This is a genomic window from Pseudomonas sp. BO3-4, assembly GCF_034044115.1.
In the GTDB taxonomy this organism is placed as follows: Bacteria; Pseudomonadota; Gammaproteobacteria; order Pseudomonadales; family Pseudomonadaceae; genus Aquipseudomonas; species Aquipseudomonas alloputida.
This window is the reverse complement of sequence record NZ_CP139018.1, coordinates 1,216,965-1,243,723: the sequence shown is the minus strand read 5'-3', so window position 1 is coordinate 1,243,723 and position 26,759 is coordinate 1,216,965. Positions and strand designations below refer to the sequence as shown.

Below are 26,759 nucleotides of genomic sequence, written 5' to 3'. Positions count from 1 at the left end.
CGGGTAACCCCAGAACCAGTGCCCGTGCCATGGACCTTGTCATCGCCCGCCCCGAAGGCCTGTACTGCCCGCCCGGAGATTTCTACATCGACCCCTGGCGGCCCGTGGACCGGGCTGTCATTACCCACGGCCACGGCGACCACGCACGCAGCGGCAATGGCCATTATCTGACCGCCAGCCCCGGTGCCGGCATTCTGCGCAGCCGCCTGGGCCAGGACATCCATTTGCAGACCCTGCCCTACGGTGAGCGCCTGCTGCACCAAGGCGTGACGTTGAGCCTGCACCCGGCCGGGCACGTGCTGGGTTCGGCACAGGTGCGCCTGGAGTATCGAGGTGAAGTCTGGGTTGCATCCGGTGACTACAAGGTAGAACCCGATGGCACCTGTACGCCCTTCGAGCCGGTGGCGTGCCACACCTTCATCACCGAGTCGACCTTCGGCCTGCCGATCTACCGCTGGCCAAGCCAAAGTGAGATCTTCGCCAGCATCAATGCCTGGTGGCGGGCCAACCGTGAACAGGGCAAGGCCAGCGTGCTGTTCTGCTATGCCTTCGGAAAGGCCCAGCGGATTCTGCATGGGCTGGATGCCAGCATCGGCCCGATCCTCGTGCATGGCGCCATGGAGCCGCTCAACCGGGTGTATCGGGATGCCGGTATCCGCCTGCCGGAAACCCGCTACGCAGGCGATATACCGCGCAACGATCCTCTGCTGCGCCAGGCACTGGTCCTGGCGCCCCCATCAGCCGGCGGGAGTAGCTGGATGCGCCGTTTTGGCGATTACAGTGATGCCTTCGCCAGCGGCTGGATGCTGCTACGCGGCGCCCGCCGACGGCGCGGCGTGGACCGGGGCTTTGTGCTGTCCGACCACGCCGACTGGCCCGGCCTGCTCTGGGCCATTGGCCAGACCGGTGCCCAACGGGTGATGGTCACTCACGGCTCGGTCGAGGTACTGGTGCGCTACCTCACCGAACAAGGCCTGGATGCCCGCGCCTTTGTCACCGAGTATGGCGACGAAGACGATGTGCCCAACACCGCCCCCTCGCCATGAAAGCCTTCGCTACGCTGTTCCTGCGCCTGGACGCGACCACCTCCAGCAATGCCAAGCTCGAGGCACTGCGCGACTACTTTGACATGGCGCCCGCCGACGATGCTGCCTGGGCGGTGTATTTCCTGGCCGGCGGGCGCCCACGCCAACTGGTGCCCACCCGCCTTCTACGCGAACTGGCAACGGCACTGGCTGGCCTGCCCGACTGGCTTTTCGAAGAAAGCTATCAGGCCGTGGGCGACCTGGCCGAGACCATTTCGCTGCTGCTGCCGCTGCACGCCGATGGCAACGATGAAGGCCTGGCCACCTGGGTGGAACAGCACTTGCTGCCCCTGCGCGGGCTAGCGCCTGAGCAAGTCCGCCAGCGCCTGCCGCCGCTCTGGGCACGGTTGGACCGCGCCAGCCTGATGCTATGCCTGAAGCTGATCACTGGCAGCTTTCGCGTGGGCGTGTCAAAGCTGTTGGTCACCCGCGCCCTGGCGCAACTGGCCGGGCTGGACGCCAAACGCGTGGCCCAGCGCCTGGTCGGCTACACCGATATAGGCCATCGCCCCACTGCAGCCAGTTACCAGAGGCTGATCGCCCCGGAGTCCGCCGATGAACACAACCAGCGTGGCGGCCAGCCCTACCCCTTCTTCCTGGCCCATCCGCTGCAAGTGTCCAGCGATCAATTCGATACCCTGCTCGGGCCACCAAGCGATTGGCAAATCGAATGGAAGTGGGACGGCATTCGGGCGCAAGTGGTGAAGCGCGATGGCCAGCTGTGGGTGTGGTCACGCGGCGAAGAACTGGTTACCGAGCGTTTCCCCGAACTGCATGGCCTGGCACAGACGTTGCCTGATGGCGTGGTGCTCGATGGCGAGATCCTGGTCTGGAAACCCGGTGAAACCGAGACGGAACTGGCCGTGCAGCCTTTCGCCTTGCTGCAACAGCGCATCGGTCGCAAAACGCTGGGCAAAAAGCTGCTGAACGATGCGCCGGTGGTGTTGCAGGCCTACGACCTGTTGGAGTGGCAGGGCGATGACTGGCGCAGCCGACCGCAGCACGAACGCCGAAGCCAGCTGGAACGCCTGGTGGATGAACACCCACTTGCCCCCGTGCTGTTGTCGCCTTTGCTGCAAGGCCCGGACTGGGCCGACCTTGCCCGCCAGCGCGAACAGTCACGCAGCCTGGGCGTGGAAGGGCTGATGCTGAAGCAGCGCGAGGCCCTGTACGGCGTGGGGCGCACCAAGGACATGGGCATTTGGTGGAAGTGGAAGATCGACCCGTTCAGCGTCGATGCGGTGCTGATCTATGCCCAACGCGGCCACGGCCGCAGGGCCAGTCTGTACAGCGACTACACCTTTGCCGTATGGGATGCACCGGCAGGTACCCCTGGTCGGGCGTTGGTGCCCTTTGCCAAGGCCTATTCAGGGCTCAGTGACGAAGAAATGCGCAAGGTCGACGCCATCATCCGCAAGACCACGGTGGAAACGTTCGGGCCGGTGCGCAGTGTGACCCCAACGTTGGTGTTCGAGCTGGGCTTCGAAGGCATCGCCCTGTCCCGGCGCCACAAAAGCGGTATCGCCGTGCGCTTTCCGCGCATGCTGCGCTGGCGGCTGGACAAGCCGGTGGAGGAGGCAGATGACCTGGCCACCTTGCAGGCGCTACTGGCCTGAAAAAGTTTGCGATGCCCGACTGCTGCAGGATGAGGCGCATTCGCTGAAACTATGCTTCTATTTTTGAGCCGACCCGTGTCGCAGACCGTTTTCGCCACGCAGCCAGGACCAACATGCACCATTCAACCCATGACCTGCTCTCCCCCGTACCGGGCATCACCCGCCAACTGCACAGTTTCCACTTCGGCCCTCGCAGTGGTGGCAAAGTCTATATACAGGCCTCACTGCACGCCGACGAGCTACCGGGCATGCTGGTAGCCTGGCACCTCAAGCGCCGTCTGGTCGAGCTGGAACAGCAAGGCCGACTGCAGCGCGAGATCATTCTGGTGCCGGTGGCCAACCCGGTGGGCCTGGAGCAAGTGCTGCTGGATGCGCCATTGGGGCGTTTTGAACTGCAAAGCGGCGAGAACTTCAATCGCAACTTCGTCGACCTGTCGGACAGCATCGGCGACCTGATCGAAGAACACCTCACCCAGGACCCGACGCACAACCTTGCACTGATCCGCGAATACCTGCGCCGCGGCCTGGACGCACACCCGGCCCGCACACCCCTGCAGGCCCAGCGCCTGATACTGCAGCGCCTGGCCTGCGATGCCGATATGGTGCTGGACCTGCACTGCGACTTCGAAGCAGTCGAGCACCTGTACACCACACCCGATGCCTGGCCCCAGATCGAACCCTTGGCCCGTTACCTGGGCGCCCAGGCCAGCCTGCTGGCAACGGACTCGGGCGGGCAGTCGTTCGATGAATGTTTCAGCCTGGTCTGGTGGCAATTGCAGCAACGTTTCGGCAAACGCTTCCCGATTCCGCTGGGCTGCTGCTCGGTCACCGTCGAGCTGCGTGGCCAGGCGGATGTCAGCCATGATCTGGCCAGCAAGGACTGCCAGGCGATCCTCGACTTCCTGACCCATGCAGGTGTCATCGAAGGCACCAGCGCCGCTCTGCCCGCGCTGTTACGCCACGCCACGCCGTTGGCCGCGGTGGAACCCGTGGCAACGCCACTGGGTGGGTTGCTGGTTTACCACGCCAAACCGGGCCAGCACCTGGAGGCCGGCCAACTGATTGCCGAAGTCATCGACCCGCTCAGTGACCGAGTCACCGCCCTGCGCAACAGCCAGCCAGGCCTGCTGTATGCGCGTAGCGTACGGCGCATGGCCACGGCTGGCATGGTCATCGCCCATGTGGCCGGCGAACAGGTATGCCGCAGCGGCTACCTGTTGGCCAATTGATCCGGTAAAACCATTGCAGCCGGCAAGTGGTCTGTAGAAGCACAGCCTTCGGAGGGCCACCTGCCTCATGCCTGCTGCTACCGACCTCGCCAATGCCTGGTTTGCCAAGCGCGGCTGGAAGCCCTTCGCTTTCCAACGGCGCGTATGGGCTGCCGTCGAACGGGGCGAGTCCGGTTTGCTGCATGCCAGTACCGGTGCCGGCAAGACCTATGCGGTCTGGCTCGCTGCACTACGTGCGTTCAAGCCCAGGCCCCAAAGCCGCCAGTTGGCCCCCATACAGGTGGTGTGGGTGACGCCCATGCGTGCCCTGGCCGCCGACACCGCACGTGCGTTGCAAGCGCCGCTTGATGAGCTCCAGCTGCCTTGGAGCGTAGGGGTGCGCAGCGGCGACACCAACAGTGCCGAGCGCGCCCGACAGGCCCGGCGGCTACCCAGTGTGCTGATCACCACCCCCGAAAGCCTGACCCTGCTGCTGACCCGGGCACAGGCACATGAGGATTTCGCCACGCTGCAACTGGTGGTAGTGGATGAATGGCACGAGCTGCTTGGCAACAAGCGCGGGGTACAACTGCAGCTGGCCTTGGCGCGCCTGCGGCATTGGCACCCAGGCCTACCGACCTGGGGCTTGTCGGCAACGCTCGGCAATCTGCAACACGCACGGGATGTCTTGCTGCCCCAGGGCGGCCTGCTGGTGCAAGGCCGGCAAGACAAGGCGCTGCAAGTCGACACCCTGCTGCCAGCAGCGATCGAGCGCTTCCCTTGGGCTGGACACATGGGCCTGAAGATGCTCGACCAGGTCTGTCACGAGATCGATGCCAGTGCCAGTAGCCTGGTGTTCACCAACACCCGCGCCCAGGCAGAAATCTGGTATCAGGCCCTGCTTGAGGCCCGCCCGGACTGGGCCGGGCTGATCGCCCTGCACCACGCCTCGCTGGCCCGTGATACCCGCGACTGGGTCGAGCGCAGCCTCAAGCAAGGCAGCCTGAAGGCCGTGATCTGCACGTCCAGCCTGGACCTGGGCGTGGACTTTCTGCCCGTGGAGCGGGTGCTGCAAATCGGCTCGGCCAAGGGCATCGCCCGCCTGATGCAGCGGGCGGGTCGCTCAGGACACGCGCCTGGGCGGCGCTCCAAGGTCACCCTGGTGCCCACCCATAGCCTGGAACTGGTGGAAGCGGCGGCGGCCCGGCAGGCGCTGATAGCCGGCCACATCGAATCCCGCTTTTCACCGCGCCTGTGCATGGACGTGCTGGTACAGCATCTGGTCAGCATGGCCTTGGGCAGCGGCTTTCGCCCGGAGCAACTGCTCGCCGAAGTGCGCAGCACCTGGGCCTTTCGCCAGTTGCGCGACAGCCAATGGCAATGGGCGCTGGACTTCGTCTGCCACGGCGGCAGCTCACTGACCGCCTACCCGGACTACCAGCGCGTCGAGCGCCAGGCCGACGGTGTTTATCGGGTTACCAGCGAACGCTTGGCGCGGCGCCACCGCATGGGCATCGGCACTATCGTCAGCGATGCCAACCTGCAACTGAAATACTGGAGCAAGGGCGGCGGCGGGAAAACGCTGGGCAGTGTTGAAGAAGCGTTCATCGCCCGCCTGCGCCCCGGCGATACGCTGGTATTTGCCGGGCGGGTACTGGAGCTGGTGCGTGTGGAAAACATGACGGCCTATGTGCGTCGCAGCACGGCGCGAAAGGCTGCGGTAGCGCGCTGGAACGGCGGGCGCATGCCGCTCTCGAGCGAACTGGCCGAGGCGCTGGTCGAGCAACTCGATGCTGCCGCCCATGAACGCTTTGACGGGCCGGAAATGCGGGCAGTACGCCCGCTGCTTGCGCTTCAGGCGCAGTGGTCAGCCTTACCCACCACAGGCACGCTGCTGGCCGAAACCTTCAAGTCACGCCAGGGCTGGCACCTGTTCCTGTATCCCTTTGCCGGGCGCATGGCCAACCTGGGCTTGGCCAATCTGATTGCCTGGCGGGTTAGCCGCGCACAACCACTGTCGGTATCGATTGCCGTCAATGACTACGGATTCGAACTCCTCAGCCCTGCCCAGGTGGACTGGGCCAGGCACTTGCCACACGCGCTCGGCACCACGGACCTGCTGGAAGATGTGCTGGCCAGCCTGAATGCCGGGGAAATGGCACTGCGGCGTTTTCGTGAAATTGCCCAGATTGCCGGCCTGGTGTTTGGTGGTTATCCCGCCGCGCAGAAGAGCACGCGGCAAATCCAGGCCTCCAGCGGGCTGTTCTATGAGGTGTTTCGCAAGCACGACGCGGGGAATTTGCTGCTTGGCCAGGCGCGGGATGAAGTCTTGAGCGAAGAGCTGGAAATCGAACGGCTGCATCGGCAACTGCTAAAAATGAGTGAGTTGCAACTGGACCTGCGGGCGTTGGAGCGGCCAGGGCCACTGGCGTTTGCCTTGTTGGTGGAAGGCATGCGCGAGACATTGAGCACCGAGAAGCTGGCAGACCGCATTGCGCGGATGGTGGCGGAACTGGAACAAGCGGCGGACGCGGGATGAATTACCAACCCATCGAACACTGGGGGCAGGCGCTCTGGCTGCTTGCCGACAAAGCCATCTACTGGCCCGCCCGCCGCGCCTTGCTGGTGGCTGACGTGCACATCGGAAAGGCCGCCAGCTACCGCGCCCTGCATCAACCGGTGCCACGTGGAACGACTGAGGCGACACTCGCCAGGCTCGATCGCCTGCTGGCCGCACAGGACTGTGAACAACTGATCATCCTGGGCGACTTTCTGCATGCCCGCGCGGCCCGTGCACCGGCAACGCTGGCCAAAGTGGATGATTGGCGCAAGCGGCACAATGAACTGAAAATAGTGCTGATACGCGGCAATCATGACCGCAACGCCGGCGATCCACCCGCCTCGCTCGATATTCAGGTCGTGGACGAGCCTTGGGTTCTGGAGCCCTTTGCCCTGCAGCACGAGCCGCAGCCCCACCACACACACCCGGTACTGGCGGGCCACGTACACCCCGTCTTCGTCCTGCGCGGCAAGGCCCGTCAGCGCTTGCGCCTGCCTTGCTTCGTGATCGATGAGCAAGTCAGCCTGCTACCTGCATTCGGTGAGTTCACCGGAGGATGGGAAATCACCCCCGCCAGCGCCAGCCGGCTGTACCTGGTTGGCGCTGACCGCGTCTGGCCGCTTTAGCGACGCTCAGGCGACAGGGGCGGGAGGCGGCTCGTCCGGCAAGGTCGGTTCACCCGGCTCCATGGGAGGCGTCTCACCGGGTTCCGGCGGTTGCGGGGTATCGGGGTCAGGTTGATGGGGCACGCCCCCCGCTTGCATGGGCAGCGGGTGCGCCAGCAGTGACCAGGGCAACAACCCTACGTGATTGGGCTGCAGGCCTGCCAGCTTGGCACTGATTGCGGGATGGAGTTTCATTGGCTGCTCCTGACGAAAGCCGATGTACATCATGCACACCGGCGTTACTTCGTTGGAGTGCCAAAGGCGCGGGTAATTCCCCGCGCTTGTCGGCTCAGGTACGCGGCAGCGTGACGCCGCGCTGGCCCTGGTATTTGCCGCCACGGTCCTTGTACGACACTTCGCACTCTTCGTCGGACTGCAAGAACAGCATCTGCGCCACGCCTTCGTTGGCGTAGATCTTCGCCGGCAGCGTGGTGGTGTTGGAGAACTCCAACGTCACGTGGCCTTCCCACTCGGGCTCGAGCGGCGTGACGTTGACGATGATGCCACACCGGGCGTAGGTGCTCTTGCCCAGGCAAATGGTCAGCACGTCACGGGGAATGCGGAAATATTCGACAGTACGCGCCAGGGCGAAAGAGTTTGGCGGGATGATGCACACGTCGCTCTTGATATCGACGAAGCTGCCAGCATCGAAATTTTTCGGGTCGACGGTGGCCGAGTTGATGTTGGTGAACACCTTGAATTCGTCGGCGCAGCGTACGTCGTATCCGTAGCTGGAGACGCCGAAGGAGATCACGCGGTTGTCCTGCTCGCCGCGCACCTGGCGCTCGACGAACGGCTCGATCATGCCGTGTTCCTGCGCCATGCGGCGAATCCACTTGTCCGATTTGATGCTCATGGCGGGGTGTCCTGAAGAGTTGCGAGGTGAAAATCGTGACGCGCATATTACCGGTCCCGGCGCCCAGGTTAAAGTTCCATCCCACATCCCGCGCCGGGTGGGGGCTGCAGCCGCCGCCGATCCGAATTTGCCTAAAGCGTCTTCTGACCATTGGCAGGTTGCGGAAAGTGGGGTAAGGTGTTGCCACTGTGCTGCACGTGACACCGAGAATCTCTAGTTTGATGCACGATCCTGATCGGCCCATCGCTGAATTTTCTGCTCTCTTTGCGCTCAGTCCCGGGCAGGGTTTTTCCTGACCGTTATCAAATTGTCCAAGGAGACAGAAAAATGTCCAACCGTCAATCCGGTGTTGTTAAGTGGTTCAACGATGAGAAAGGCTACGGCTTCATCACCCCTCAGTCGGGCGATGACCTGTTCGTGCACTTCAAAGCCATCCAAGCTGACGGCTTCAAAACCCTGAAAGAAGGCCAGGCTGTTACTTTCGTCGCTACCCGCGGCCAGAAAGGCATGCAGGCTGAAGAAGTTCAGATCGCCTAAGTCGATCTAGCTTCCTAGCTTTCAAAAAAACCCGCCTTCTGGCGGGTTTTTTTATGCCTGTCTGAAGGCCATGCATTGCAAGTGTGTGGAGCCTTGTGTCGCGAAAGGGCCGCAAAGCGGCCCCAGCAATCTAAGCATTATGCCGAGATCCTGGGGCCGCTGCGCGGCCCTTTCGCGACGCCAGGCCGCTCCCACAGGGATCGCGCCAGCTTTTAGAAATTGAGCAAGACAGTTGCCCCACAGGGAATGCGTCAGTCTTCGCTGATGGTAATGCTGGGCATTGCCGGCGCCGCAGCTTCCTGCAGCACGATCCGCGCGCCCACCTGGCGGGCCAGTTCCTGGTAAACCATGGCAATCTGGCTTTCCGGCTCGGCGATCGCCGTCGGCTTGCCGCTGTCGGCCTGCTCACGTATCAGCATCGACAACGGCAGCGACGCCAGCAGATCGACGCCATACTGGCTGGCCAGCTTCTCGCCACCACCTTCACCGAACAGGTGTTCGGCATGGCCGCAATTCGAGCAGATATGCACGGCCATGTTCTCGACCACACCCAGCACCGGAATGTTGACCTTGCGGAACATTTCCACGCCCTTCTTGGCATCCAGCAGCGCCAGGTCCTGTGGCGTGGTGACGATCACCGAGCCGACCACCGGCACCTTTTGTGCCAGGGTCAGCTGGATGTCACCGGTACCCGGCGGCATATCGATCACCAGGTAATCCAGGTCATCCCAGGCGGTCTGGGTGACCAGTTGCAGCAGCGCGCCAGACACCATCGGGCCACGCCATACCATCGGCGTGTTGTCGTCGGTGAGGAAGGCCATGGACATGACTTCCACGCCATGGGCCTTGATCGGCACGAACCACTTCTGCTCACGAATCTGTGGACGGGTACCCTCGGCGATGCCGAACATCACCCCCTGACTGGGGCCGTAGATATCGGCATCGAGAATACCTACCCGTGCGCCTTCGCGTGCGAGGGCCAAGGCCAGGTTGGCAGCGGTGGTCGACTTGCCCACACCGCCCTTGCCCGAGGCCACGGCGATGATGTTCTTGACGTTGGCCATGGCTGGTACCTGGGCCTGGGCCTTGTGCGCAGCCACCACGCAATCGATCGAAACCTGGGCGCCAGTGACCCCCTCGAGGCTGCCAATGGCGGTCTGCAGCACCTGGGCCCAGCCGTTCTTGAACAGCCCTGCGGCATAACCCAACTGCAACTGCACGCTGACCTGCCCGCCCTGGATATCGATGGCGCGCACGCAGCCGGCGCTGACCGGGTCCTGGTTCAGGTAGGGGTCGGTGTACTGGCGAAGCACGCCTTCAACGGCGGCACGGGTGACGGCACTCATGGAGACTCCCATTGGCAAACTGAATGTAAAACAGCCGCCTATCCTAACCCGTCAATCGTCAGCAGATGCGCTTGCGGGGTGAAATATCTTCGCCAGCCCTTTATAGTGGCCGATCACCCTCATTTTTACCCCGTAGCCAGATAAGTAGCCGAGCCACCATGTCCGAGCCACGCCAGATTCTCGTCACCAGCGCCCTGCCCTATGCCAATGGATCGATCCATCTCGGCCATATGCTGGAGTACATCCAGACGGACATGTGGGTGCGCTTCCAGAAGCTGCGCGGCAACCAGTGCATCTATGTCTGCGCCGACGACGCCCACGGTTCGGCCATCATGCTGCGCGCCGAAAAGGAAGGCATCACCCCGGAACAGCTGATCGCCAACGTCCAGGCCGAGCACAGCAGCGATTTCGCCGACTTCCTGGTGGACTTCGACAACTTCCACTCCACCCACAGCGAAGAGAACCGCGAGCTGTCGAGCCTGATCTACTCGCGCCTGCGTGAAGCCGGGCACATCGCCACCCGTTCGGTGACCCAGTACTTCGACCCGGAAAAAGGCATGTTCCTTGCCGACCGCTTCATCAAGGGCACCTGCCCGAAGTGCGCGGCCGAAGACCAGTACGGCGACAACTGCGAAAAATGCGGCGCCACCTACGCACCCACCGAGCTGAAGAACCCCAAGTCAGCGATCTCCGGTGCCACCCCGGTACTGCGTGATTCCCAGCATTTCTTCTTCAAGCTGCCAGACTTCCAGGCCATGCTGCAGCAGTGGACCCGAAGCGGCACCCTGCAGGACGCGGTAGCCAACAAGCTGGCGGAATGGCTGGACTCCGGCCTGCAGGAGTGGGATATCTCCCGCGACGCGCCGTACTTCGGCTTCGAGATCCCGGGTGAGCCTGGCAAATACTTCTACGTATGGCTGGATGCACCAATCGGCTACATGGCCAGCTTCAAGAATCTCTGCGCACGCCGCCCGGAGCTGGACTTCGACGCCTTCTGGAACGAAGGCTCCAAGGCCGAGCTGTACCACTTCATCGGCAAGGACATCGTCAACTTCCACGCCCTGTTCTGGCCAGCCATGCTCGAAGGCGCCGGCTTCCGCAAGCCGACCGCGGTCAACGTGCACGGCTACCTGACGGTCAACGGCGCCAAGATGTCCAAGTCGCGCGGTACCTTCATCAAGGCCCGCACCTACCTGGATCACCTGCAGCCGGAGTACCTGCGTTACTACTATGCGGCCAAGCTGGGCCGTGGCGTCGACGACCTGGACCTGAACCTGGAAGACTTCGTGCAGAAGGTCAACTCCGACCTGGTCGGTAAGGTCGTCAACATTGCCAGCCGCTGCGCCGGCTTCATCCACAAGGGCAACGAAGGCGTGATGGTAAGCGGTGATGCCGCGCCTGAGCTGACCGAAGCCTTCCTGGCTGCCGCACCTTCCATCGCCGAAGCCTATGAGGCCCGTGATTTTGGCCGCGCCATGCGCGAAATCATGGCACTGGCCGACCGCGCCAACGCCTGGATCGCCGACAAGGCACCGTGGTCACTGGCCAAGCAGGAAGGCAAACAGGATGAAGTCCAGGCCATTTGCGCCCAAGGCATCAACCTGTTCCGCCAGCTGGTGATCTTCCTCAAACCGGTACTGCCGGTGCTGGCCGCTGACGCCGAGGCTTTCCTCAACGTGGCCCCGCTGACCTGGAACGACCACCTGACACGCCTGGAAAACCACACACTTAACCCGTTCAAGGCCCTGATGAGCCGTATCGAGCCGGCCAAGGTCGAAGCCATGGTCGCTGCCAGCAAGGAAGACCTGCTGGCAGCCGAAGCCAAGGCCCCGGCGGGCAATGGCGAGCTGGCCAAGGACCCGCTGTCGGCAGAGATCGAGTTCGATACCTTCGCTGCCGTCGACCTGCGTGTGGCGCTGATCGTCAAGGCTGAAGCCGTGGCGGGTGCCGACAAGTTGCTGCAGCTGACCCTGGACATTGGTGACGAGCGCCGCAACGTGTTCTCCGGCATCAAGTCGGCCTACCCAGACCCGTCCAAGCTGGAAGGCCGCCTGACCATGATGGTAGCCAACCTCAAACCCCGGAAGATGCGCTTTGGCGTGTCCGAAGGCATGGTCATGGCTGCCGGCCCTGGCGGTGAAGAAATCTACCTGCTGAGCCCGGACAGCGGCGCCAAGCCAGGCCAGCGCATCAAGTAACCGCCCTGCGGGCCATTGTGGGAGCGGCCTGCCCGCCCCCACAATTACGCAGGCCCCTTCATGCCAAACCCGGACAATCGGCCCGATTCCCGGCTATCGTCATCTCATGAATGACTACATCCTGGTCCTGATCAGCGCCGCACTGATCAATCACCTGTGCCTGCTCCGACAGCCACTCTCCGGGCTGCAACTGCAGGTGCACGGCCTGGCCTGCGCCCTGTGCATCGCCCTGGGCGTAATCGGCGCGCAGTTGCTGGTGCACGCGGTACTTGCCCCGTTACACATCCACGATCTTGCCCTGTTTCTGCTATTGCCCTGGCTGGCTTTGCTCGCCTGGGGCCTGCCCTGGCTATTGGCCAAGTGGCGCCCGGCCTGGCCTGTAGTGGGGTTGCCAGCGTTGCTGTTGAGCAATGCAGCAGTGCTTGGGCTGGCCCTGCAACAGACAAGCGACGACGGCACCTGGCCAACCATGCTGCTCCAAGGCTTGCTGACCGGGGGCGGCTTCTGGCTGGCGCTGATGGTGTTCGCCGACCTGCGCCAGCGCAGCGCCCACGCCGATATCCCCAACGCGCTGCGCGGCCTGCCCATCGAATTGATCGGCGCCGGGGTAATGGCCATGGCGTTTTCCGGTTTCAACGGAATGTTTGGCCAATGAGCAGTCCCGATCCGCGCCTACGCACCAGCATGCGCCTGGTCTTGCTCGCCTGCACGCCTGGACTGCTGGCGCTGTTTTGGCTGCATGGCTGGGGCATGATGCTGAACCTGTTGCTGTGCGCCAGCGCCGCGCTGCTGTGCGAGGCATTGCTGCTGGCACTGCGCAGCCAATCACTGAGCCAGACGCTAAACGACGGCAGCGCACTGGTGACCGCCGTGCTGCTGGCGGCCGCCCTGCCTACCTTGGCGCCATGGTGGCTGCCGGTCATCGCGGCAAGTGTCGCGATCGGTATCGGCAAGCAGGCCTACGGTGGGGTCGGGCGAAATCTGTTCAATCCGGCCATGGTGGGTTATGCCTTCGTGCTGCTCAGCTTCCCGTTGCAGATGAACCATTGGCCTGGGCAGGCCCCAGGCCTGCTCGACAGCGTGCAGCAGGTGTTCGCTGGGGGCGAACAGATCGATGCCTGGGCCCGTCCGACATTGCTCGACGGCTTGCGCCACAACCGCAGCCTGACCATCGACGAGCTGTTCGCCAGCCATCCAGGCTTTGGCAACATTGGCGGGGCAGGCAGCGAATGGGTCAACCTGGCATTCCTGCTTGGCGGCCTGTTCTTGATGCAACGCAAGGTGATCAGTTGGCATGCGCCGGCAGGTTTGCTGGCAGGGCTAGTGGTATTCAGCCTGTTGGGCTGGAACGGTTCGGGGTCGGACTCCAATGGCTCGCCTTTGCTGCACCTGTTTTCCGGCTCGACCATGCTGGCAGCCTTCTTCATTGCGACCGAGCCAGTGTCGGGCCCCAGAGACGACTGGGCCAAGCTGTGCTTCGGCGTGGGGACAGGGGTGCTCATCTACCTGATTCGTACATGGGGCAGCTACCCGGATGGCACCGCGTTCGCCGTCCTGCTGATGAACCTTTTGGCACCGGCGCTCGATCGTATGGCTGTGCAGCGTCAGCAGGCAGCCCGATGAAGCGCGGGGTTCGGGATGTGGGCCTGCTGCTGCTGACTGGAGTATTGGCAGTGTCTGCCACCCTGGCCTGGCGGCAGTGGACCGGTCCGGCCATCGCCGGCGCTGAAAAGCAGCTGCAAAGCCGCCAGCGGCTGGCCGTGCTGCCCGACGGTAGCTATGACAACCAGCCGCTGGAAAGCCCGCTGCCAAGGCCCGCCGCACAGCGGCCCAACAGCCGTATCCTGGCGGCTTACCGTGCCACTTTGGCAGGTAAGCCAAGCGCCATTATCCTGATCACACAGACCCAGGGGTATGCCGGGCCGATCGTACTGAGCGTCGCCATCACCACGGACGGCCGGCTGATCGGCAGCCAGGTTGTCGAACAACAGGAAAGCCCCGGGCTGGGCGACCGCCTGGGAGATCCGCGATTGCACTGGCTGAGTCAGTTCAACAACCGCGATCAGGGCGATCACTGGGCACTGAAGCGGGACCAGGGTGACTTTGACCAATTGGCCGGCGCAACCGTGACCTCGCGAGCGGTGATCGCCGCATTGCAGGACACGCTGAGCTATTTCGACGAGCAGCGTAGTGTATTGCTGGAGGGCGCCGCGCATGAATAGGTTCTGCCTGCTGGCCATGAGCCTGGCGCCACTGCTGGGTGCCACCCGAACGCTGGCTGAAGGCGCGGCCATCGGCCTGTGCGCAGTAGTGATGGGGTGCCTGCACCAACTGTTGCTGGCGCCACTGCGTAAACACAAGGCCAGCTGGGCATATGTACTGGCTAGCCTGCTGCTGCTGGCAGCCTTGGCCAGTTGCCTGCAGTTGGCCATGCGGGCCTGGCTGCTACCGCTGGCCATTGCCCTGGGCCACTATCCCGCATTGTTGTGCCTGCAATGCCTGGCCAGTGACCACCTGCTGCCTGACCAACACCGCTGGCGCCTGCTCGCAACGCACCTCGGCGCTGTCTTTGCCAGTTGCCTGCTGCTGGGCGCCAGCCGCCAATGGCTGGCTGACCATGCCGAGCTGCACCTGGCCAGCCTAGCCCCCGGTGCGCTACTGCTGCTGGGACTGCTGTTGGCCTTGTACAATCGCCTGCTTCCGGGCCCTGCCCACCCACATCGTCAAGGAAAGCCCTGATTTCATGAATGCCGCCAAACGCCTGGAGATTTTTCGCAGGCTGCACGAAGACAACCCCGACCCCAAGACCGAACTGGCCTACACGACCCCGTTTGAACTGCTGGTCGCCGTGACACTGTCCGCGCAATCCACCGACGTCGGCGTCAACAAGGCCACTGCCCGCCTGTTCCCCGTCGCCAACACCCCCGAGGCCATCTATGCCCTGGGCGTTGAAGGCCTCAGCGAATACATCAAGACCATCGGGCTTTACAACAGCAAGGCCAAGAATGTCATAGAAGCGTGCCGGCTGCTGATCGAGCGCCACGACAGCCAGGTACCGCAAACCCGCGAAGCGTTGGAGGCGCTACCCGGCGTCGGCCGCAAAACCGCCAATGTGGTGCTTAACACGGCGTTTCGCCAACCGGCCATGGCCGTGGATACTCATATTTTCCGGGTGAGTAACCGCACGGGCATCGCGCCAGGCAAAACGGTGCTGGAAGTGGAAAAGAAACTGGTCAAGTTTGTACCCAAGGACTACCTGCTCGACGCCCACCACTGGCTGATCCTGCACGGGCGCTACGTATGCCAGGCGCGCAAGCCAAGGTGCGGCAGCTGCAGGATCGAAGATTTGTGCGAGTACAAGCACAAAACCTCCGACGATTGAGCCGATAGCCAAAAACCACTCACGTCGATTGAAAAAATCTTTTTTACCAGCGTCTGCTTTCTGGTTATAAGGACGGCCAATGGCCCCTTGGCTTGGAGCGACTCATGAGTACCGATAAAGACGACCTGTCGATCGATGATGATTTTGTTGCCGCAGACGATGACGCGGAGCCACAGGTTGAAACAGCAAAAACCAACCTGAGCAAACGCCGCACCATCGACAACATGCTGGAAGAACGGCGCCTGCAAAAGCAGTTGGCCGATTTCGATTACGACCTGTAGTGCGGGTCCCGTAGTCAAGGACCGATAGCCTTGGCAAAGCCTCCTGGCTGGAGGCTTCAAGGCTTGGCGATCAGTTCAGACCTTGCCGTTGCGCCAGCTCGATCAGGTCAACCAATGACCGTGCATTGAGCTTGAGCAGCAGCCGTGACTTGTAGGTACTGACCGTCTTGTTACTGAGGTACATGCTGTCGGCAATCTCCTTGTTCGAACGCCCTCGCGCCAGTTGTTGCAGCACCGTCATTTCTCGCGCAGACAGGCGATTCACCATATCCGTCTCGCTGCCCGCCCCCCTGCCACGTGACGCATGCAAGGCCTGGTTGGGGAAGTAGCTGTAACCCGACAACACAGCCTTGATAGCGCTGAGCAGTTCGGTAAGCTCCTGCTGCTTGCACACGTAACCCGCCGCCCCTGCCTGCATGCAGCGCATCGAAAAGTTGCCGGGGGCCTGCGACGTCAGCACCAGTACCTTGCTACCCGGGCTGAATGTCGCCATGCGGGCGATCACCTCCAGGCCATCCAGCTTCGGGATACCGATATCCAGCACCACAATATCCGGCAGGTGTTGCCGCGTCAGCTGCAGCGCAGCTACCCCATTGTCAGTCTCCGCCACAACGTCATACCCATGCCGCTCCATCAGCATGCGTACGGCCAGGCGTATGACCGGATGATCATCCACGATAAGCACTTTATTCATGCGATATCCATACATTGTTGTTGCTTTGGCACGCCACGATAACCGACAGGACGCTTGCTGGCGCGGCGATTTACCAGCGAAAGCGATGGACAGAAAAAGCCTACAGAACTTACAGAAACTTCCTACACATAATGACTAGGGTTGTAACAAACAAATTACTTATTACCGAAAGAAACGGTACCACCCACAGACATAAACGTACCAGTTGAATACTGATCTTGAGCAGAGGAAAACTTCCGATTCAAACACGTTGAAAAAGCCATACAACGAGGTTCTCTGACGATCATTCCTCCCCCGGGAAACAATCCAGCCTTTAGTTGAGTACAGCAGTAAGGTAAAGATGGACAAAACCGCTGGAGACGGCCCATATGACCCAAGCACAACCTGTCGCCCCGCTGACGATCATTGCCATCTTCGCGGGGATCATCGAAGCCTCCGCCCTTGCCACACTGCCATTTCTCGGCGAGTCCAGCCAAAAGCTCTACACCTGGTTCCTGGTAGGCTTTCCATTCTTTCTGACGGCACTGTTCTTTCTGACGCTCAACTTCAATTACAAGTCGTTCTACAACCCGCTACCCGACAGCACAGCACAGCCCAACACGCCAGCACTGAACAGTGTGGCCACACCCGCGATTTCCAATGATGCCCGTGAGGCGGTACAGGGCGAGCCTGTCACGTTCATGTTCTCCGGCCCCGACGCCTATCGCATGATGGAGCAGCAACTCTTGCACGCACTTGCCCAACCGCCCGAGCCAACGCGAGTCTGGCGCTTTTGCAATCTGGACAGACGTCAATGTGCGCAGCTTTCGATCAGCGCACTTGAGGGCGATGATGTGAGCCATCGAAGTTGAACGACCCACCTTTGCGCGGGCATAAAAAAACCCCGGACTGAGCCGGGGTTTTCGCACACGCCAGCAATCAGAGCAGCGAACGGCCCTTGTTGGCGGCAATGCGCATACGCAGTGCATTGAGCTTGATGAAGCCAGCAGCATCTGCCTGGTTGTAGGCACCACCATCTTCTTCAAAGGTGGCGATGTTGGCATCGAACAGCGAATCGTCCGACTTGCGGCCAACCACGGTCACATTGCCCTTGTACAGTTTCAGGCGCACTACACCATTCACGTTGACCTGCGAAGCATCGATCATCTGCTGCAGCATCAGACGCTCCGGGCTCCACCAGTAGCCGGTGTAGATCAGGCTGGCATACTTTGGCATCAGCTCATCTTTCAGGTGAGCGACTTCGCGGTCCAGGGTGATCGACTCGATGGCACGGTGTGCCTTGAGCATGATGGTACCGCCAGGCGTTTCGTAGCAACCGCGCGACTTCATGCCGACGTAACGGTTTTCGACGATGTCCAGACGGCCGATGCCGTTGGCACCACCGATACGGTTCAGGTCTGCCAGGACGGTGGCCGGGGATTTCTCGACGCCGTCGATGGCAACGATGTCACCATTGCGGTAGGTCAGCTCGATGTAGGTAGCCTGGTCCGGGGCGTTCTCAGGCGAGACACTCCAGCGCCACATGTCTTCTTCGTGCTCGGTCCAGGTATCTTCCAGGACACCGCCTTCGTAGGAGATGTGCAGCAGGTTGGCGTCCATCGAGTACGGCGACTTCTTCTTGCCGTGGCGCTCGATCGGGATGCCGTGCTTCTCGGCGTAGTCCATCAGCTTTTCGCGGGACAGCAGGTCCCACTCACGCCATGGGGCGATGACCTTGACGCCTGGCTTCAGGGCATAGGCACCCAGCTCGAAGCGCACCTGGTCGTTACCCTTGCCGGTGGCGCCATGGGAAATGGCGTCAGCGCCGGTTTCGTTGGCGATTTCGATCAGACGCTTGGCGATCAGCGGACGGGCGATGGAAGTACCCAGCAGGTACTCGCCTTCGTAGACGGTGTTGGCGCGGAACATCGGGAACACGAAATCACGCACGAATTCTTCGCGCAGGTCGTCGATGTAGATCTCTTTAACGCCCATTGCCTGGGCCTTGGCACGGGCCGGTTCGACCTCTTCGCCCTGCCCCAGGTCAGCGGTGAAGGTCACCACTTCGCAGTTGTAGGTATCCTGCAGCCACTTGAGAATCACCGAAGTATCAAGGCCGCCGGAATACGCCAGTACGACCTTTTTTACGTCCGCCATGCCATCACTCCACGGGGTTGTACGGAAAGGGACCGATTCTACCGGCGTTGCGGATAAATTTACAGTGGGGCGACAGCTTCTGACGACAAAGCGACAGGAACTTTCGTAGGGGCGACGGGAGGTCGGTTGCGGGATGTGGCATGAGGACCATGGAGGGGCGTCGAGCCGCAGCGTGCATGCCTTGAGGAGTTCAGCGCCTGTGAGATCGAGCGCCGCCAGGTGTCCGCCTCGACACATTCTGCGCCTGTGAGACCGAGCGCCGCCAGGTGTCCGCCTCGACACATTCTGCGCCTGCGAGACCGAGCGCCGCCAGGTGTCCGCCTCGACACATTCTGCGCCTGCGAGACCGAGCGCCGCCAGGTGTCCGCCTCGACACATTCTGCGCCTGTGAGATCGAGCGCCGCCCGCGCGGCGCTTCGCGGGTAAACCCGCTCCTACGTTTGTTTCGGGCCAATTATGCCTGTGGGATTCGCGCGCGAACGCCTTGGTGCCTATCTCGATATCGCGTCGTACCAACAAGGCGGTCGCGCACGCCAGGCACAGGATGGACTGGCCCGAAACAAACGTAGGAGCGGGTTTACCCGCGAAGCGCCGCGCGGGCGGCGCTCGATCTCACAGGCGCTGAATGTGTCGAGGCGGACACCTGGCGGCGCTCGATCTCACAGGCGCTGAAAATGTTGTGACGAACCCCTGGCGGCCTTGATGCGAGCCCATGACATGCACCGACCAGATCTCAGGGCGCCTTCGCCCCCGGGACGCCCGAGGCAGGTGCAACAACCGGCGCCACTTGCTCAACCGGCTTTTCCACCGGTTTCTCAACCACCGCCACCCGATCCAGCTCGATATTCACCCGCCGATTACGCGCCCGATTCGACGCACTGTTGTTCTTCGCGAGCGGATAACGTTCGCCATGGAAGCGCACAGTGATCTGCTCCTCCGGCACACCGTTAGCCTTGAAGTAATCGGCAACGGCCAATGCGCGGCGGCGTGACAGGTCGCGGTTGGCCAGGCGGTTGCCACTGTTGTCGGAATGCCCATTGAGCTCGACATGATTCACCGTCGGGTCGGCTTTCATGTAATCGAGGATCACGTCCAGCCGCGCCTTGGCTGCTGCATCCAGCTCGATACCGCCCCCGGGGAAACCCACCTGGGTCTGGCGCACCTGGTCGTAGTTCATCGGCAACAGCTTGCCAGCACAGACCTGATAGTCATTGTAGGCTTTGGCGAAGCTGACCGGCAGCACACGCACCTCCATCGGCCTGCCCGCCTCACCGGTGTAGTTGCGCACGACGGTGCTACGCCCGTCGAGCAAGCCGTTGATCAGGCGGCTGGCCTGCCCTTGGGAGGAGCTGAACAGCACGCCACTGCGGGCCATACGCACATTGCCCAGGTTGATATCGCCACGCCCAGGTTGCCACGGCGCTGCCGCAGCCAGCAGGCTGGCGGTGCCGGCACCCAGTGCGTTGCTGTCCGACCGCAGCTGGAACACCGGCTGCTCGCCTGCCCGACGCACGAACGTACCGCTGCCGAAACCTTCGATCGGCTGGCTCAGACGGCACTCGAACTGGTCACCCTCGACCTTCCAGGCAATGTTCTCCATGCGCGTCTGGAAAGTCAGTGCGCCGGCCGGCAGGCTGGCGAACAGGGTCAACAGGGCTAGGTAACGCTGGCGCACGGGCGGCTCCACAAATTCTGACGGCTTACCTGCAGGCTATCGGACGCTGTCCGGAAAACTTGATAGCCGTGCTCGCCCCGGGGTTTTCCGGTAGGATTGGGGCTTGAGTTCGACCCGCCTGGAATCCCCAATGTCCGATCGCCTGACCCTCCTGCGCCCCGACGACTGGCACATCCATCTGCGCGATGGTGCCGTCCTGCCCCACACCGTTGGCGACGTGGCGCGTACCTTCGCCCGTGCCATCATCATGCCCAACCTCGTGCCGCCGGTGCGCAATGCCACCGAGGCCGGCGCCTACCGTGAGCGCATTCTGGCTGCCCGCCCGGCCGGCAGCCGCTTCGAGCCGCTGATGGTGCTGTACCTCACCGACAACATCAGCCCCGAGGACATCCGCGCGGCCAAGGCCAGCGGTTTCGTGTACGCCGCCAAGTTGTACCCGGCCGGCGCCACCACCAACTCCGATTCCGGCGTGACCAGCATCGACAACATCTTCCCGGCCATAGAGGCAATGGCGGAAGTGGGCATGCCGCTGCTGGTGCATGGCGAAGTGACCCGCAGCGAGATCGACGTGTTCGACCGCGAGAAGCGCTTCATCGACGAGCACATGCGCCGTGTGGTCGAGCGCTTCCCGACGCTGAAAGTGGTGTTCGAACACATCACCACCAGCGATGCCGCGCAGTTCGTCACCGAGGCCCCGGCCAACGTGGGTGCGACCATCACCGCCCAGCACCTGCTGTACAACCGCAACCACATGCTGGTCGGCGGCATTCGCCCGCACTTCTACTGCCTGCCGATCCTCAAGCGCAACACCCACCAGGTGGCCTTGCTGGACGCAGCCACCAGCGGCAATCCGAAGTTCTTCCTCGGCACCGACTCGGCACCTCATGCCCGTCACGCCAAGGAAGCAGCCTGCGGTTGCGCGGGTTGCTACACCGCCTATGCGGCCATCGAGATGTACGCCGAAGCGTTCGAGCAGCGTAACGCGCTGGACAAGCTGGAAGGCTTCGCCAGCCTGCACGGCCCGGCCTTCTATGGCCTGCCGGCGAACACCGACACCATTACCCTGGTCCGCGAAGAATGGACCGCTCCGGAAAGCCTGCCATTTGGCGAGCAAACCGTAGTCCCGCTGCGCGCTGGCGAAAAACTGCGCTGGCGCCTGCTGGAGAAAAACGCGTGAGCGAAGACCTTTACGAAGACGACCTGGACACCCAAGGCAGCAGCGGTCCTCGCCACCCGATGGCCGAGCGCTTCCGCGGCTATCTGCCGGTCGTGGTGGATGTTGAAACCGGTGGTTTCAACAGCGCTACCGATGCATTGCTGGAAATTGCCGCCGTCACCATCGGCATGGACGAGAAAGGCTTCCTGTTCCCCGAACACACCTACTTCCACCGCGTGGAGCCGTTCGAGGGCGCCAACATCGAGCCGGCCGCACTTGAGTTCACCGGGATCAAGCTGGACCACCCGCTGCGCATGGCGGTCAGCGAGGAAAGCGCGATGACCGACATCTTCCGTGGCGTGCGCAAGGCACTCAAGGCCAACGGCTGCAAGCGGGCAATTCTGGTCGGCCACAACAGCAGCTTCGACCTGGGTTTCCTCAATGCAGCAGTGGCGCGCAATGACCTGAAGCGCAACCCGTTCCACCCGTTCTCCAGCTTCGACACCGCCACCCTGGCGGGCCTGGCGTATGGCCAGACCGTGCTGGCACGAGCCTGCCAGAGCGCTGACATCGATTTCGACGGGCGTGAGGCGCACTCGGCACGTTATGACACCGAGAAAACGGCTGAGCTGTTCTGCGGCATCGTCAACCGCTGGAAAGAAATGGGCGGCTGGCGCGATTTCAACGATTGATCTGCCAAAGGCATTCGCGGGCACGCCCGCTCCCACAGGTTCACCTTTGCCTTCAGGCATGCAGAGAATCGGTGGGAGCGGGCGCGCCCGCGAAGAGGCCGGCACAGGAAGGCATAAAAAAACCGGCCACGAAGGCCGGTTTTTTTATGCACGCAGCAATTACAGCTTGCCAGCGTTCTCGCTCAGGTAGGCAGCAACGCCTTCAGGCGAAGCGTTCATGCCCTTGTCGCCTTTTTTCCAGTTGGCAGGGCACACTTCGCCGTGCTCTTCGTGGAACTGCAGAGCGTCGACCAGACGCAGCAGCTCGTCCATGTTACGGCCCAGTGGCAGGTCGTTGACGATCTGCGAACGGACAACACCGTTGGTATCGATCAGGAAGGCACCACGGAAGGCCACGCCGCCTTCGGACTCGACGTCGTAGGCTTTGCAGATTTCGTGGGTCATGTCGGCAGCCAGGGTGTACTTCACCTGACCGATGCCGCCGTTGTTGACCGGGGTGTTACGCCAGGCGTTGTGGGTGAAGTGCGAGTCGATCGACACGCCGATCACTTCCACGTTGCGCGCCTGGAAGTCAGGGATGCGGTTGTCCAGGGCGATCAGCTCGGACGGGCAGACGAAGGTGAAGTCCAGCGGGTAGAAGAACACCAGGCCGTACTTGCCCTTGATGGCCGAGGCCAGGTTGAAGCTATCGACGATCTCGCCATTGCCCAGCACGGCCGGAACGGTGAAATCGGGGGCTTTCTTACCAACGAGTACGCTCATTGTAATCTCCTGATGAGGGTGAAAAACCGTTTGCCGGGCCAGACGGGCTTGCCCGACATCCAACAAAGGCCGACCATCATACACGGCTTCTCATGACAGGCCGACTCCGTCGACAAAGCGACCACCGGTCGCTCAAGCACAGCACCCTCAGAAAGATCTTTGACAAGCATTCTCATTAACATTAAGCTCCAACCCATCGACCCAACCAGCGATGGTCAGCCCTTATGTATGTGTGTCTTTGTGTCGGCGTTACCGACGGACAGATCCGCGATGCGATCTATGAAGGATGCTGCAGTTACAAGGAAGTGCGAGCCGCCACCAATGTCGCCAGCCAGTGTGGGAAATGCGCCTGCGTGGCCAAGCAGGTGGTCCGCGAGACCCTGACCGAGCTTCAGGTCAGCCAGGCGGCCTTGCCCTACCCCGTCGAATTTACCGCTGCCTGAACGCAGAATTTCAAGAACCGGACCTGGTGTCCGGTTTTTTTATGCCCGCAATTCAACAAGTTAGCGTTGCAACGCGGTTCACAAACATTCTTATTCCTATTAATTTTCACTTAGTATTCAAGAACTTAGGTTTGACACACCTAAGTATCGGGCTCAAACTTCAGTGGATTGACACACTTCTACAGGGCAGGAACCCGACATGAAAGGCGACGTAAGCGTCATCCAGCATCTCAACAAGATCCTCGGAAACGAGCTGGTCGCGATCAACCAGTACTTCCTGCACGCACGCATGTACGAAGATTGGGGGCTGAACAAACTCGGCAAGCACGAGTACAAAGAATCCATCGATGAAATGAAGCACGCTGACAAACTGATCAAGCGTATTTTGTTCCTCGAAGGTATTCCTAACGTTCAGGACCTGGGCAAACTGCTGATCGGCGAGCACACCAAGGAAATGCTCGAGTGTGACCTGAAGATTGAACAGCAAGGCCTGGTCGACCTGAAGGCCGCCATCGCCCATTGTGAAACCGCTGGCGACTTCGGCTCGCGTGACGTGCTCGAAGATATCCTCGAGTCCGAGGAAGAACACATCGACTGGCTGGAAACCCAACTGGGGCTGATCGACAAGATCGGTATCGAGAACTACCTGCAGTCGCAGATGGGCGAAGAGTAGCTATTCGCCCCATAAAAAAACCCGCTGATCGCGGGTTTTTTTATGCTTGCCGGAAGATCAGGCTTCAGAAGCCTTGGCCTTGGCAGCCGCTTCCTTGATCAGGGTTTGCAGCTCACCCTTCTCGAACATTTCCAGCATGATGTCGCTGCCGCCAACCAGCTCACCGGCTACCCACAGTTGCGGGAAGGTCGGCCAGTTGGCGTATTTTGGCAGGTTGGCGCGAATTTCCGGGTTCTGCAGGATGTCGACGTAGGCGAACTTTTCGCCACAACCCATCACGGCCTGCGATGCACGCGCAGAGAAGCCGCACTGCGGGGCATTCGGCGAGCCTTTCATGTAAAGCAGAATGGTGTTGTTGGCAATCTGCTCTTTGATCGTTTCGATGATATCCATGTAGCACCTCGGCTGAACTATCCGACACAGTCGTCGGCACGGTGTCGCATTGTATCGGAAAGCCGAGCGCCGTGCTCGGCCTTGCCGTTCCTCAAGCGGCCTCGACCTGCACGGGTACGCCATTGAGCGCAGCGTTTCCGGAAACCTGGTCCCGAAAGCGCTCATCGGTCAGGTCATTGGCACTCACGCCGGGTTGCGCCTGGGCGATCTGCAGGTGCACGCCCTGACGACCATGACCATAACCATGGGGCAAGCTGACCACACCGGGCATCATGTCCTCGCAGGCCTGCACCTCGACCTCCAGTGAGCCAGTACGCGAACGGATGCGCACGCGCTGGCCATCCTGCAGTTGCCGCTGCTGCAAATCTTGCGGGTGCATCAACAACTGATGCCGTGGCTTGCCTTTCACCAGGCGATGGAAGTTGTGCATCCACGAGTTGTTGCTGCGCACATGGCGGCGCCCGATCAGCAGCAGCTCGCCCGGCACTGGGGGCGTCATTTGCGCCAGGCGGTGCAAGTCGTCCAGCAAGACCTGAGGGGCTGCTTCGACAGCCTTGCTGACGGTCGTCAAGCGCCCAGCGAGGTTGCTGCGTAAAGGCCCCAGGTCAAGCCCGTGCGGGTGATCGTCCAGTGTTGCCAGGGAGAGCTGCCAAGGCGTTGCTTCACCATAGCGCCCTTTGCGCAGGGCTTGATCAATCATCTGCGCAGGCGACCAGGTCGGCTTCAACGCCAACTCGGCACGCTTGGCAAACGCCTGGGCCAGGCCGACGAAGATCTCCCAGTCATGCAGTGCCCCCTCCGGCTTGGCCAGGATCGCCCGGTTGAAGCGCGTGACATTGCGCACTGCCAGCAAGTTGAAGGTGCTGTCGTAATGGTCGTTCTCCAGCGCTGAGGTGGAGGGCAGGATCAAGTCGGCATGGCGGGTGGTTTCGTTGATGTAGAGATCGATACTGAGCATGAACTCCAGACCCTCCAGCGCCGTATCCAGCTGGCGGCCGTTAGGCGTGGACAACACAGGGTTACCGGCAACGGTCACCAGGGCGCGCACCTGCCCTTCGCCCGGTGTTTGCATTTCCTCGGCCAGGGCAGCCACCGGCAGCTCGCCGCCGTACTCGGGCAAACCCGACACACGGCTCTGCCAGGCGTTGAAATGGCCGCCCGAGGTGGTTGCCACCAGGTCGACGGCAGGCTCCGTGCACAACGCGCCGCCTGTGCGGTCGAGGTTGCCGGTCACCAGGTTCACAAGTTGCACCAGCCAGTGGCAAAGGGTACCGAATGCTTGGGTCGAGACGCCCATGCGGCCGTAGCACACGGCCTGCCCGGCAGCAGCGAAGTCGCGTGCCAGCTGGCGAATATCCGCTGCAGCAATACCACAGTGAGCGCTCACGGCCTCGGCACTGAACGGCGCAATGGCCTCGCGCACCTGCTGCAGGCCGTTGACCGGCAAGTGCGAGCCCCGTGCCAGGCCTTCTTCGAACAATGTGTTGAGCAAGCCGCACAACAGGGCTGCATCACCACCGGGGCGTATGAACAAATGGCTGTCAGCCATTGCCGCCGTTTCGCTACGCCGCGGGTCAACCACCACCAGGCGCCCACCACGCGCCCGCAGGGCCTTCAGGCGCTTCTCCACATCCGGAACAGTCATGATGCTGCCATTGGAGGCCAGCGGGTTGCCGCCAAGAATCAGCATGAACCCCGTGTGGTCGATGTCCGGAATCGGCAGCAGCAGCCCATGCCCATACATCAAGTGGCTGACCAGGTGTTGGGGCAACTGGTCCACTGAAGTGGCTGAGAAACGGTTACGGGTCTTGAGCAGGCCCAGGAAGTAGTTGCTGTGGGTCATCAAGCCGTAATTGTGCACGCTCGGGTTGCCTTGGTAGACCGCCACGGCATTGCGCCCATGGGCTTGCTGGACCGCCCACAATTTTTCGGCTGCCAGTGCGAAAGCCTCATCCCAGCCAATGGCCTGCCAATGCTCGCCGACCCGCTTGTGGGGCTGGCGCAGGCGATCCGGGTCGTTCTGAATGTCCTGCAACGCCACGGCCTTGGGGCAGACATGGCCACGGCTGAACGGGTCCATGGGGTCGCCCTTGATCGAGCTGATCAGGGCCCGCCCGTCTTCCTCATGGCTGACTTCGATGTTGAGCCCGCAGATCGCTTCGCACAGGTGACAGGCACGGTGATGCAGGGTCTTGGTCATGGCCGCCTCTGCCTTGTTGTTGTCGAACAGTGACTATGCGCCCGCCCCCGCCCTGCGGCCAGTGCGCTTCGCCGCGTGAATCCACCGACATCAGGCGCACGATTTACGACAGCCATTTGCCAAATTGCCAGCAAGCCGTGTACAACCGTCTGTAGCAAATAAAGAACAGCACGGGCCAACGGGTAAAGACACCCTTTGCAA

General features: G+C 61.9%; 27 protein-coding genes. 18 read left to right on the top strand and 9 right to left on the bottom strand.

Going from position 1 to position 26,759, the window contains the following annotated elements:
• Positions 1–29 precede the first annotated feature (29 nt).
• From REH59_RS05670 to pdeM, 5 genes are all read left to right on the top strand, one after another.
• Entirely contained in the window at positions 30–1,046 is a 1,017-nt protein-coding gene (locus REH59_RS05670) for a ligase-associated DNA damage response exonuclease (protein WP_012051409.1), read from the top strand.
• Positions 1,043–2,701, top strand: coding sequence for an ATP-dependent DNA ligase (locus REH59_RS05665; RefSeq protein ID WP_014860067.1), 1,659 nt, complete (start codon positions 1,043–1,045; stop codon positions 2,699–2,701). The genes REH59_RS05670 and REH59_RS05665 overlap by 4 nt, the downstream gene beginning before the upstream one ends.
• A 113-nt stretch (positions 2,702–2,814) precedes the next feature.
• Complete coding sequence (locus tag REH59_RS05660) at positions 2,815–3,930, top strand: succinylglutamate desuccinylase/aspartoacylase family protein (protein ID WP_003254913.1); 1,116 nt, start codon at positions 2,815–2,817, stop codon at positions 3,928–3,930.
• Positions 3,931–3,997: 67 nt separating this feature from the next.
• Positions 3,998–6,448, top strand: coding sequence for a ligase-associated DNA damage response DEXH box helicase (locus REH59_RS05655; RefSeq protein ID WP_014860066.1), 2,451 nt, complete (start codon positions 3,998–4,000; stop codon positions 6,446–6,448).
• Positions 6,445–7,095 carry a ligase-associated DNA damage response endonuclease PdeM gene (gene pdeM / locus REH59_RS05650; protein WP_014860065.1) on the top strand — a complete coding sequence of 217 codons (651 nt, stop codon included), beginning with the start codon at positions 6,445–6,447 and terminating at the stop codon, positions 7,093–7,095. Before REH59_RS05655 ends, pdeM begins: the two co-directional genes overlap by 4 nt.
• 6 nt (positions 7,096–7,101) lie before the next feature.
• Here pdeM and REH59_RS05645 read toward each other — a convergent pair whose 3' ends face one another.
• Both REH59_RS05645 and dcd read right to left on the bottom strand, forming a co-directional pair.
• Entirely contained in the window at positions 7,102–7,329 is a 228-nt protein-coding gene (locus REH59_RS05645; RefSeq protein WP_003254918.1) for a hypothetical protein, read from the bottom strand.
• Positions 7,330–7,423: 94 nt separating this feature from the next.
• A complete protein-coding gene (gene dcd / locus REH59_RS05640; RefSeq protein ID WP_003254920.1) occupies positions 7,424–7,990 on the bottom strand; it encodes a dCTP deaminase in 567 nt (188 codons plus the stop codon).
• A 327-nt stretch (positions 7,991–8,317) separates the two neighbouring features.
• Between dcd and REH59_RS05635 the strand changes: the two genes are divergently transcribed.
• Positions 8,318–8,527, top strand: a complete 210-nt coding sequence (locus REH59_RS05635; protein WP_003254922.1) for a cold-shock protein — start codon at positions 8,318–8,320, stop codon at positions 8,525–8,527.
• Positions 8,528–8,778: 251 nt separating this feature from the next.
• Here the strand turns inward: REH59_RS05635 and apbC are convergent, their stop codons facing one another.
• A complete protein-coding gene (apbC, locus tag REH59_RS05630; RefSeq protein WP_003254924.1) occupies positions 8,779–9,873 on the bottom strand; it encodes an iron-sulfur cluster carrier protein ApbC in 1,095 nt (364 codons plus the stop codon).
• 158 nt (positions 9,874–10,031) lie between these two features.
• On the opposite strand from apbC, the gene metG reads away from it, so the two are divergent.
• From metG to REH59_RS05595, 7 genes are all read left to right on the top strand, one after another.
• Positions 10,032–12,071, top strand: coding sequence for a methionine--tRNA ligase (gene metG / locus REH59_RS05625; RefSeq protein ID WP_014860064.1), 2,040 nt, complete (start codon positions 10,032–10,034; stop codon positions 12,069–12,071).
• A gap of 106 nt (positions 12,072–12,177) precedes the next feature.
• Positions 12,178–12,726, top strand: a complete 549-nt coding sequence (locus REH59_RS05620) for an Rnf-Nqr domain containing protein (RefSeq protein ID WP_003254927.1) — start codon at positions 12,178–12,180, stop codon at positions 12,724–12,726.
• Complete coding sequence (locus tag REH59_RS05615) at positions 12,723–13,694, top strand: RnfABCDGE type electron transport complex subunit D (RefSeq protein WP_128573643.1); 972 nt, start codon at positions 12,723–12,725, stop codon at positions 13,692–13,694. Before REH59_RS05620 ends, REH59_RS05615 begins: the two co-directional genes overlap by 4 nt.
• Entirely contained in the window at positions 13,691–14,293 is a 603-nt protein-coding gene (locus REH59_RS05610) for an RnfABCDGE type electron transport complex subunit G (protein WP_004576225.1), read from the top strand. The genes REH59_RS05615 and REH59_RS05610 overlap by 4 nt, the downstream gene beginning before the upstream one ends.
• Positions 14,286–14,810, top strand: a complete 525-nt coding sequence (locus tag REH59_RS05605) for a hypothetical protein (protein WP_014860062.1) — start codon at positions 14,286–14,288, stop codon at positions 14,808–14,810. Before REH59_RS05610 ends, REH59_RS05605 begins: the two co-directional genes overlap by 8 nt.
• A 4-nt stretch (positions 14,811–14,814) precedes the next feature.
• The gene (nth, locus tag REH59_RS05600; protein ID WP_003254935.1) at positions 14,815–15,453 is read left to right on the top strand and encodes an endonuclease III; all 639 of its coding nucleotides are present in this window, start codon (positions 14,815–14,817) and stop codon (positions 15,451–15,453) included.
• A 104-nt stretch (positions 15,454–15,557) separates the two neighbouring features.
• Positions 15,558–15,734 (top strand): PA3496 family putative envelope integrity protein, encoded by a 177-nt coding sequence (locus REH59_RS05595; protein ID WP_003254937.1) that lies wholly within the window; start codon positions 15,558–15,560, stop codon positions 15,732–15,734.
• 70 nt (positions 15,735–15,804) lie between these two features.
• On the opposite strand, the gene REH59_RS05590 is transcribed toward REH59_RS05595, so the two are convergent.
• Positions 15,805–16,428, bottom strand: a complete 624-nt coding sequence (locus REH59_RS05590; RefSeq protein WP_003254939.1) for a response regulator transcription factor — start codon at positions 16,426–16,428, stop codon at positions 15,805–15,807.
• A 368-nt stretch (positions 16,429–16,796) separates the two neighbouring features.
• Between REH59_RS05590 and REH59_RS05585 the strand changes: the two genes are divergently transcribed.
• Positions 16,797–17,279, top strand: a complete 483-nt coding sequence (locus REH59_RS05585) for a hypothetical protein (RefSeq protein WP_014860061.1) — start codon at positions 16,797–16,799, stop codon at positions 17,277–17,279.
• Between the two features lie 67 nt (positions 17,280–17,346).
• Here the strand turns inward: REH59_RS05585 and REH59_RS05580 are convergent, their stop codons facing one another.
• Both REH59_RS05580 and REH59_RS05575 read right to left on the bottom strand, forming a co-directional pair.
• Positions 17,347–18,564, bottom strand: coding sequence for an argininosuccinate synthase (locus tag REH59_RS05580; RefSeq protein WP_003254941.1), 1,218 nt, complete (start codon positions 18,562–18,564; stop codon positions 17,347–17,349).
• 733 nt (positions 18,565–19,297) lie between these two features.
• Positions 19,298–20,239 (bottom strand): flagellar protein MotY, encoded by a 942-nt coding sequence (locus REH59_RS05575; RefSeq protein ID WP_014861509.1) that lies wholly within the window; start codon positions 20,237–20,239, stop codon positions 19,298–19,300.
• 130 nt (positions 20,240–20,369) lie between these two features.
• Here REH59_RS05575 and pyrC point away from each other — a divergent pair, with 130 nt between their 5' ends.
• Positions 20,370–21,416 carry a dihydroorotase gene (gene pyrC / locus REH59_RS05570; RefSeq protein ID WP_003254943.1) on the top strand — a complete coding sequence of 349 codons (1,047 nt, stop codon included), beginning with the start codon at positions 20,370–20,372 and terminating at the stop codon, positions 21,414–21,416.
• A 59-nt stretch (positions 21,417–21,475) separates the two neighbouring features.
• The gene (gene rnt, locus REH59_RS05565; protein ID WP_010952252.1) at positions 21,476–22,087 is read left to right on the top strand and encodes a ribonuclease T; all 612 of its coding nucleotides are present in this window, start codon (positions 21,476–21,478) and stop codon (positions 22,085–22,087) included.
• Between the two features lie 159 nt (positions 22,088–22,246).
• Here rnt and REH59_RS05560 read toward each other — a convergent pair whose 3' ends face one another.
• The gene (locus REH59_RS05560) at positions 22,247–22,849 is read right to left on the bottom strand and encodes a peroxiredoxin (RefSeq protein ID WP_003254945.1); all 603 of its coding nucleotides are present in this window, start codon (positions 22,847–22,849) and stop codon (positions 22,247–22,249) included.
• A gap of 224 nt (positions 22,850–23,073) precedes the next feature.
• On the opposite strand from REH59_RS05560, the gene REH59_RS05555 reads away from it, so the two are divergent.
• On the top strand, positions 23,074–23,292 hold the full coding sequence (locus tag REH59_RS05555; RefSeq protein WP_003254947.1) for a bacterioferritin-associated ferredoxin: 219 nt from the start codon (positions 23,074–23,076) through the stop codon (positions 23,290–23,292).
• Positions 23,293–23,491: 199 nt separating this feature from the next.
• On the top strand, positions 23,492–23,965 hold the full coding sequence (gene bfr / locus REH59_RS05550) for a bacterioferritin (RefSeq protein WP_003254948.1): 474 nt from the start codon (positions 23,492–23,494) through the stop codon (positions 23,963–23,965).
• A gap of 57 nt (positions 23,966–24,022) precedes the next feature.
• Here bfr and grxD read toward each other — a convergent pair whose 3' ends face one another.
• Complete coding sequence (gene grxD / locus REH59_RS05545; RefSeq protein WP_003254949.1) at positions 24,023–24,358, bottom strand: Grx4 family monothiol glutaredoxin; 336 nt, start codon at positions 24,356–24,358, stop codon at positions 24,023–24,025.
• A 91-nt stretch (positions 24,359–24,449) separates the two neighbouring features.
• Positions 24,450–26,558, bottom strand: a complete 2,109-nt coding sequence (locus REH59_RS05540; RefSeq protein WP_014861390.1) for a molybdopterin-dependent oxidoreductase — start codon at positions 26,556–26,558, stop codon at positions 24,450–24,452.
• Positions 26,559–26,759: the final 201 nt, after the last annotated feature.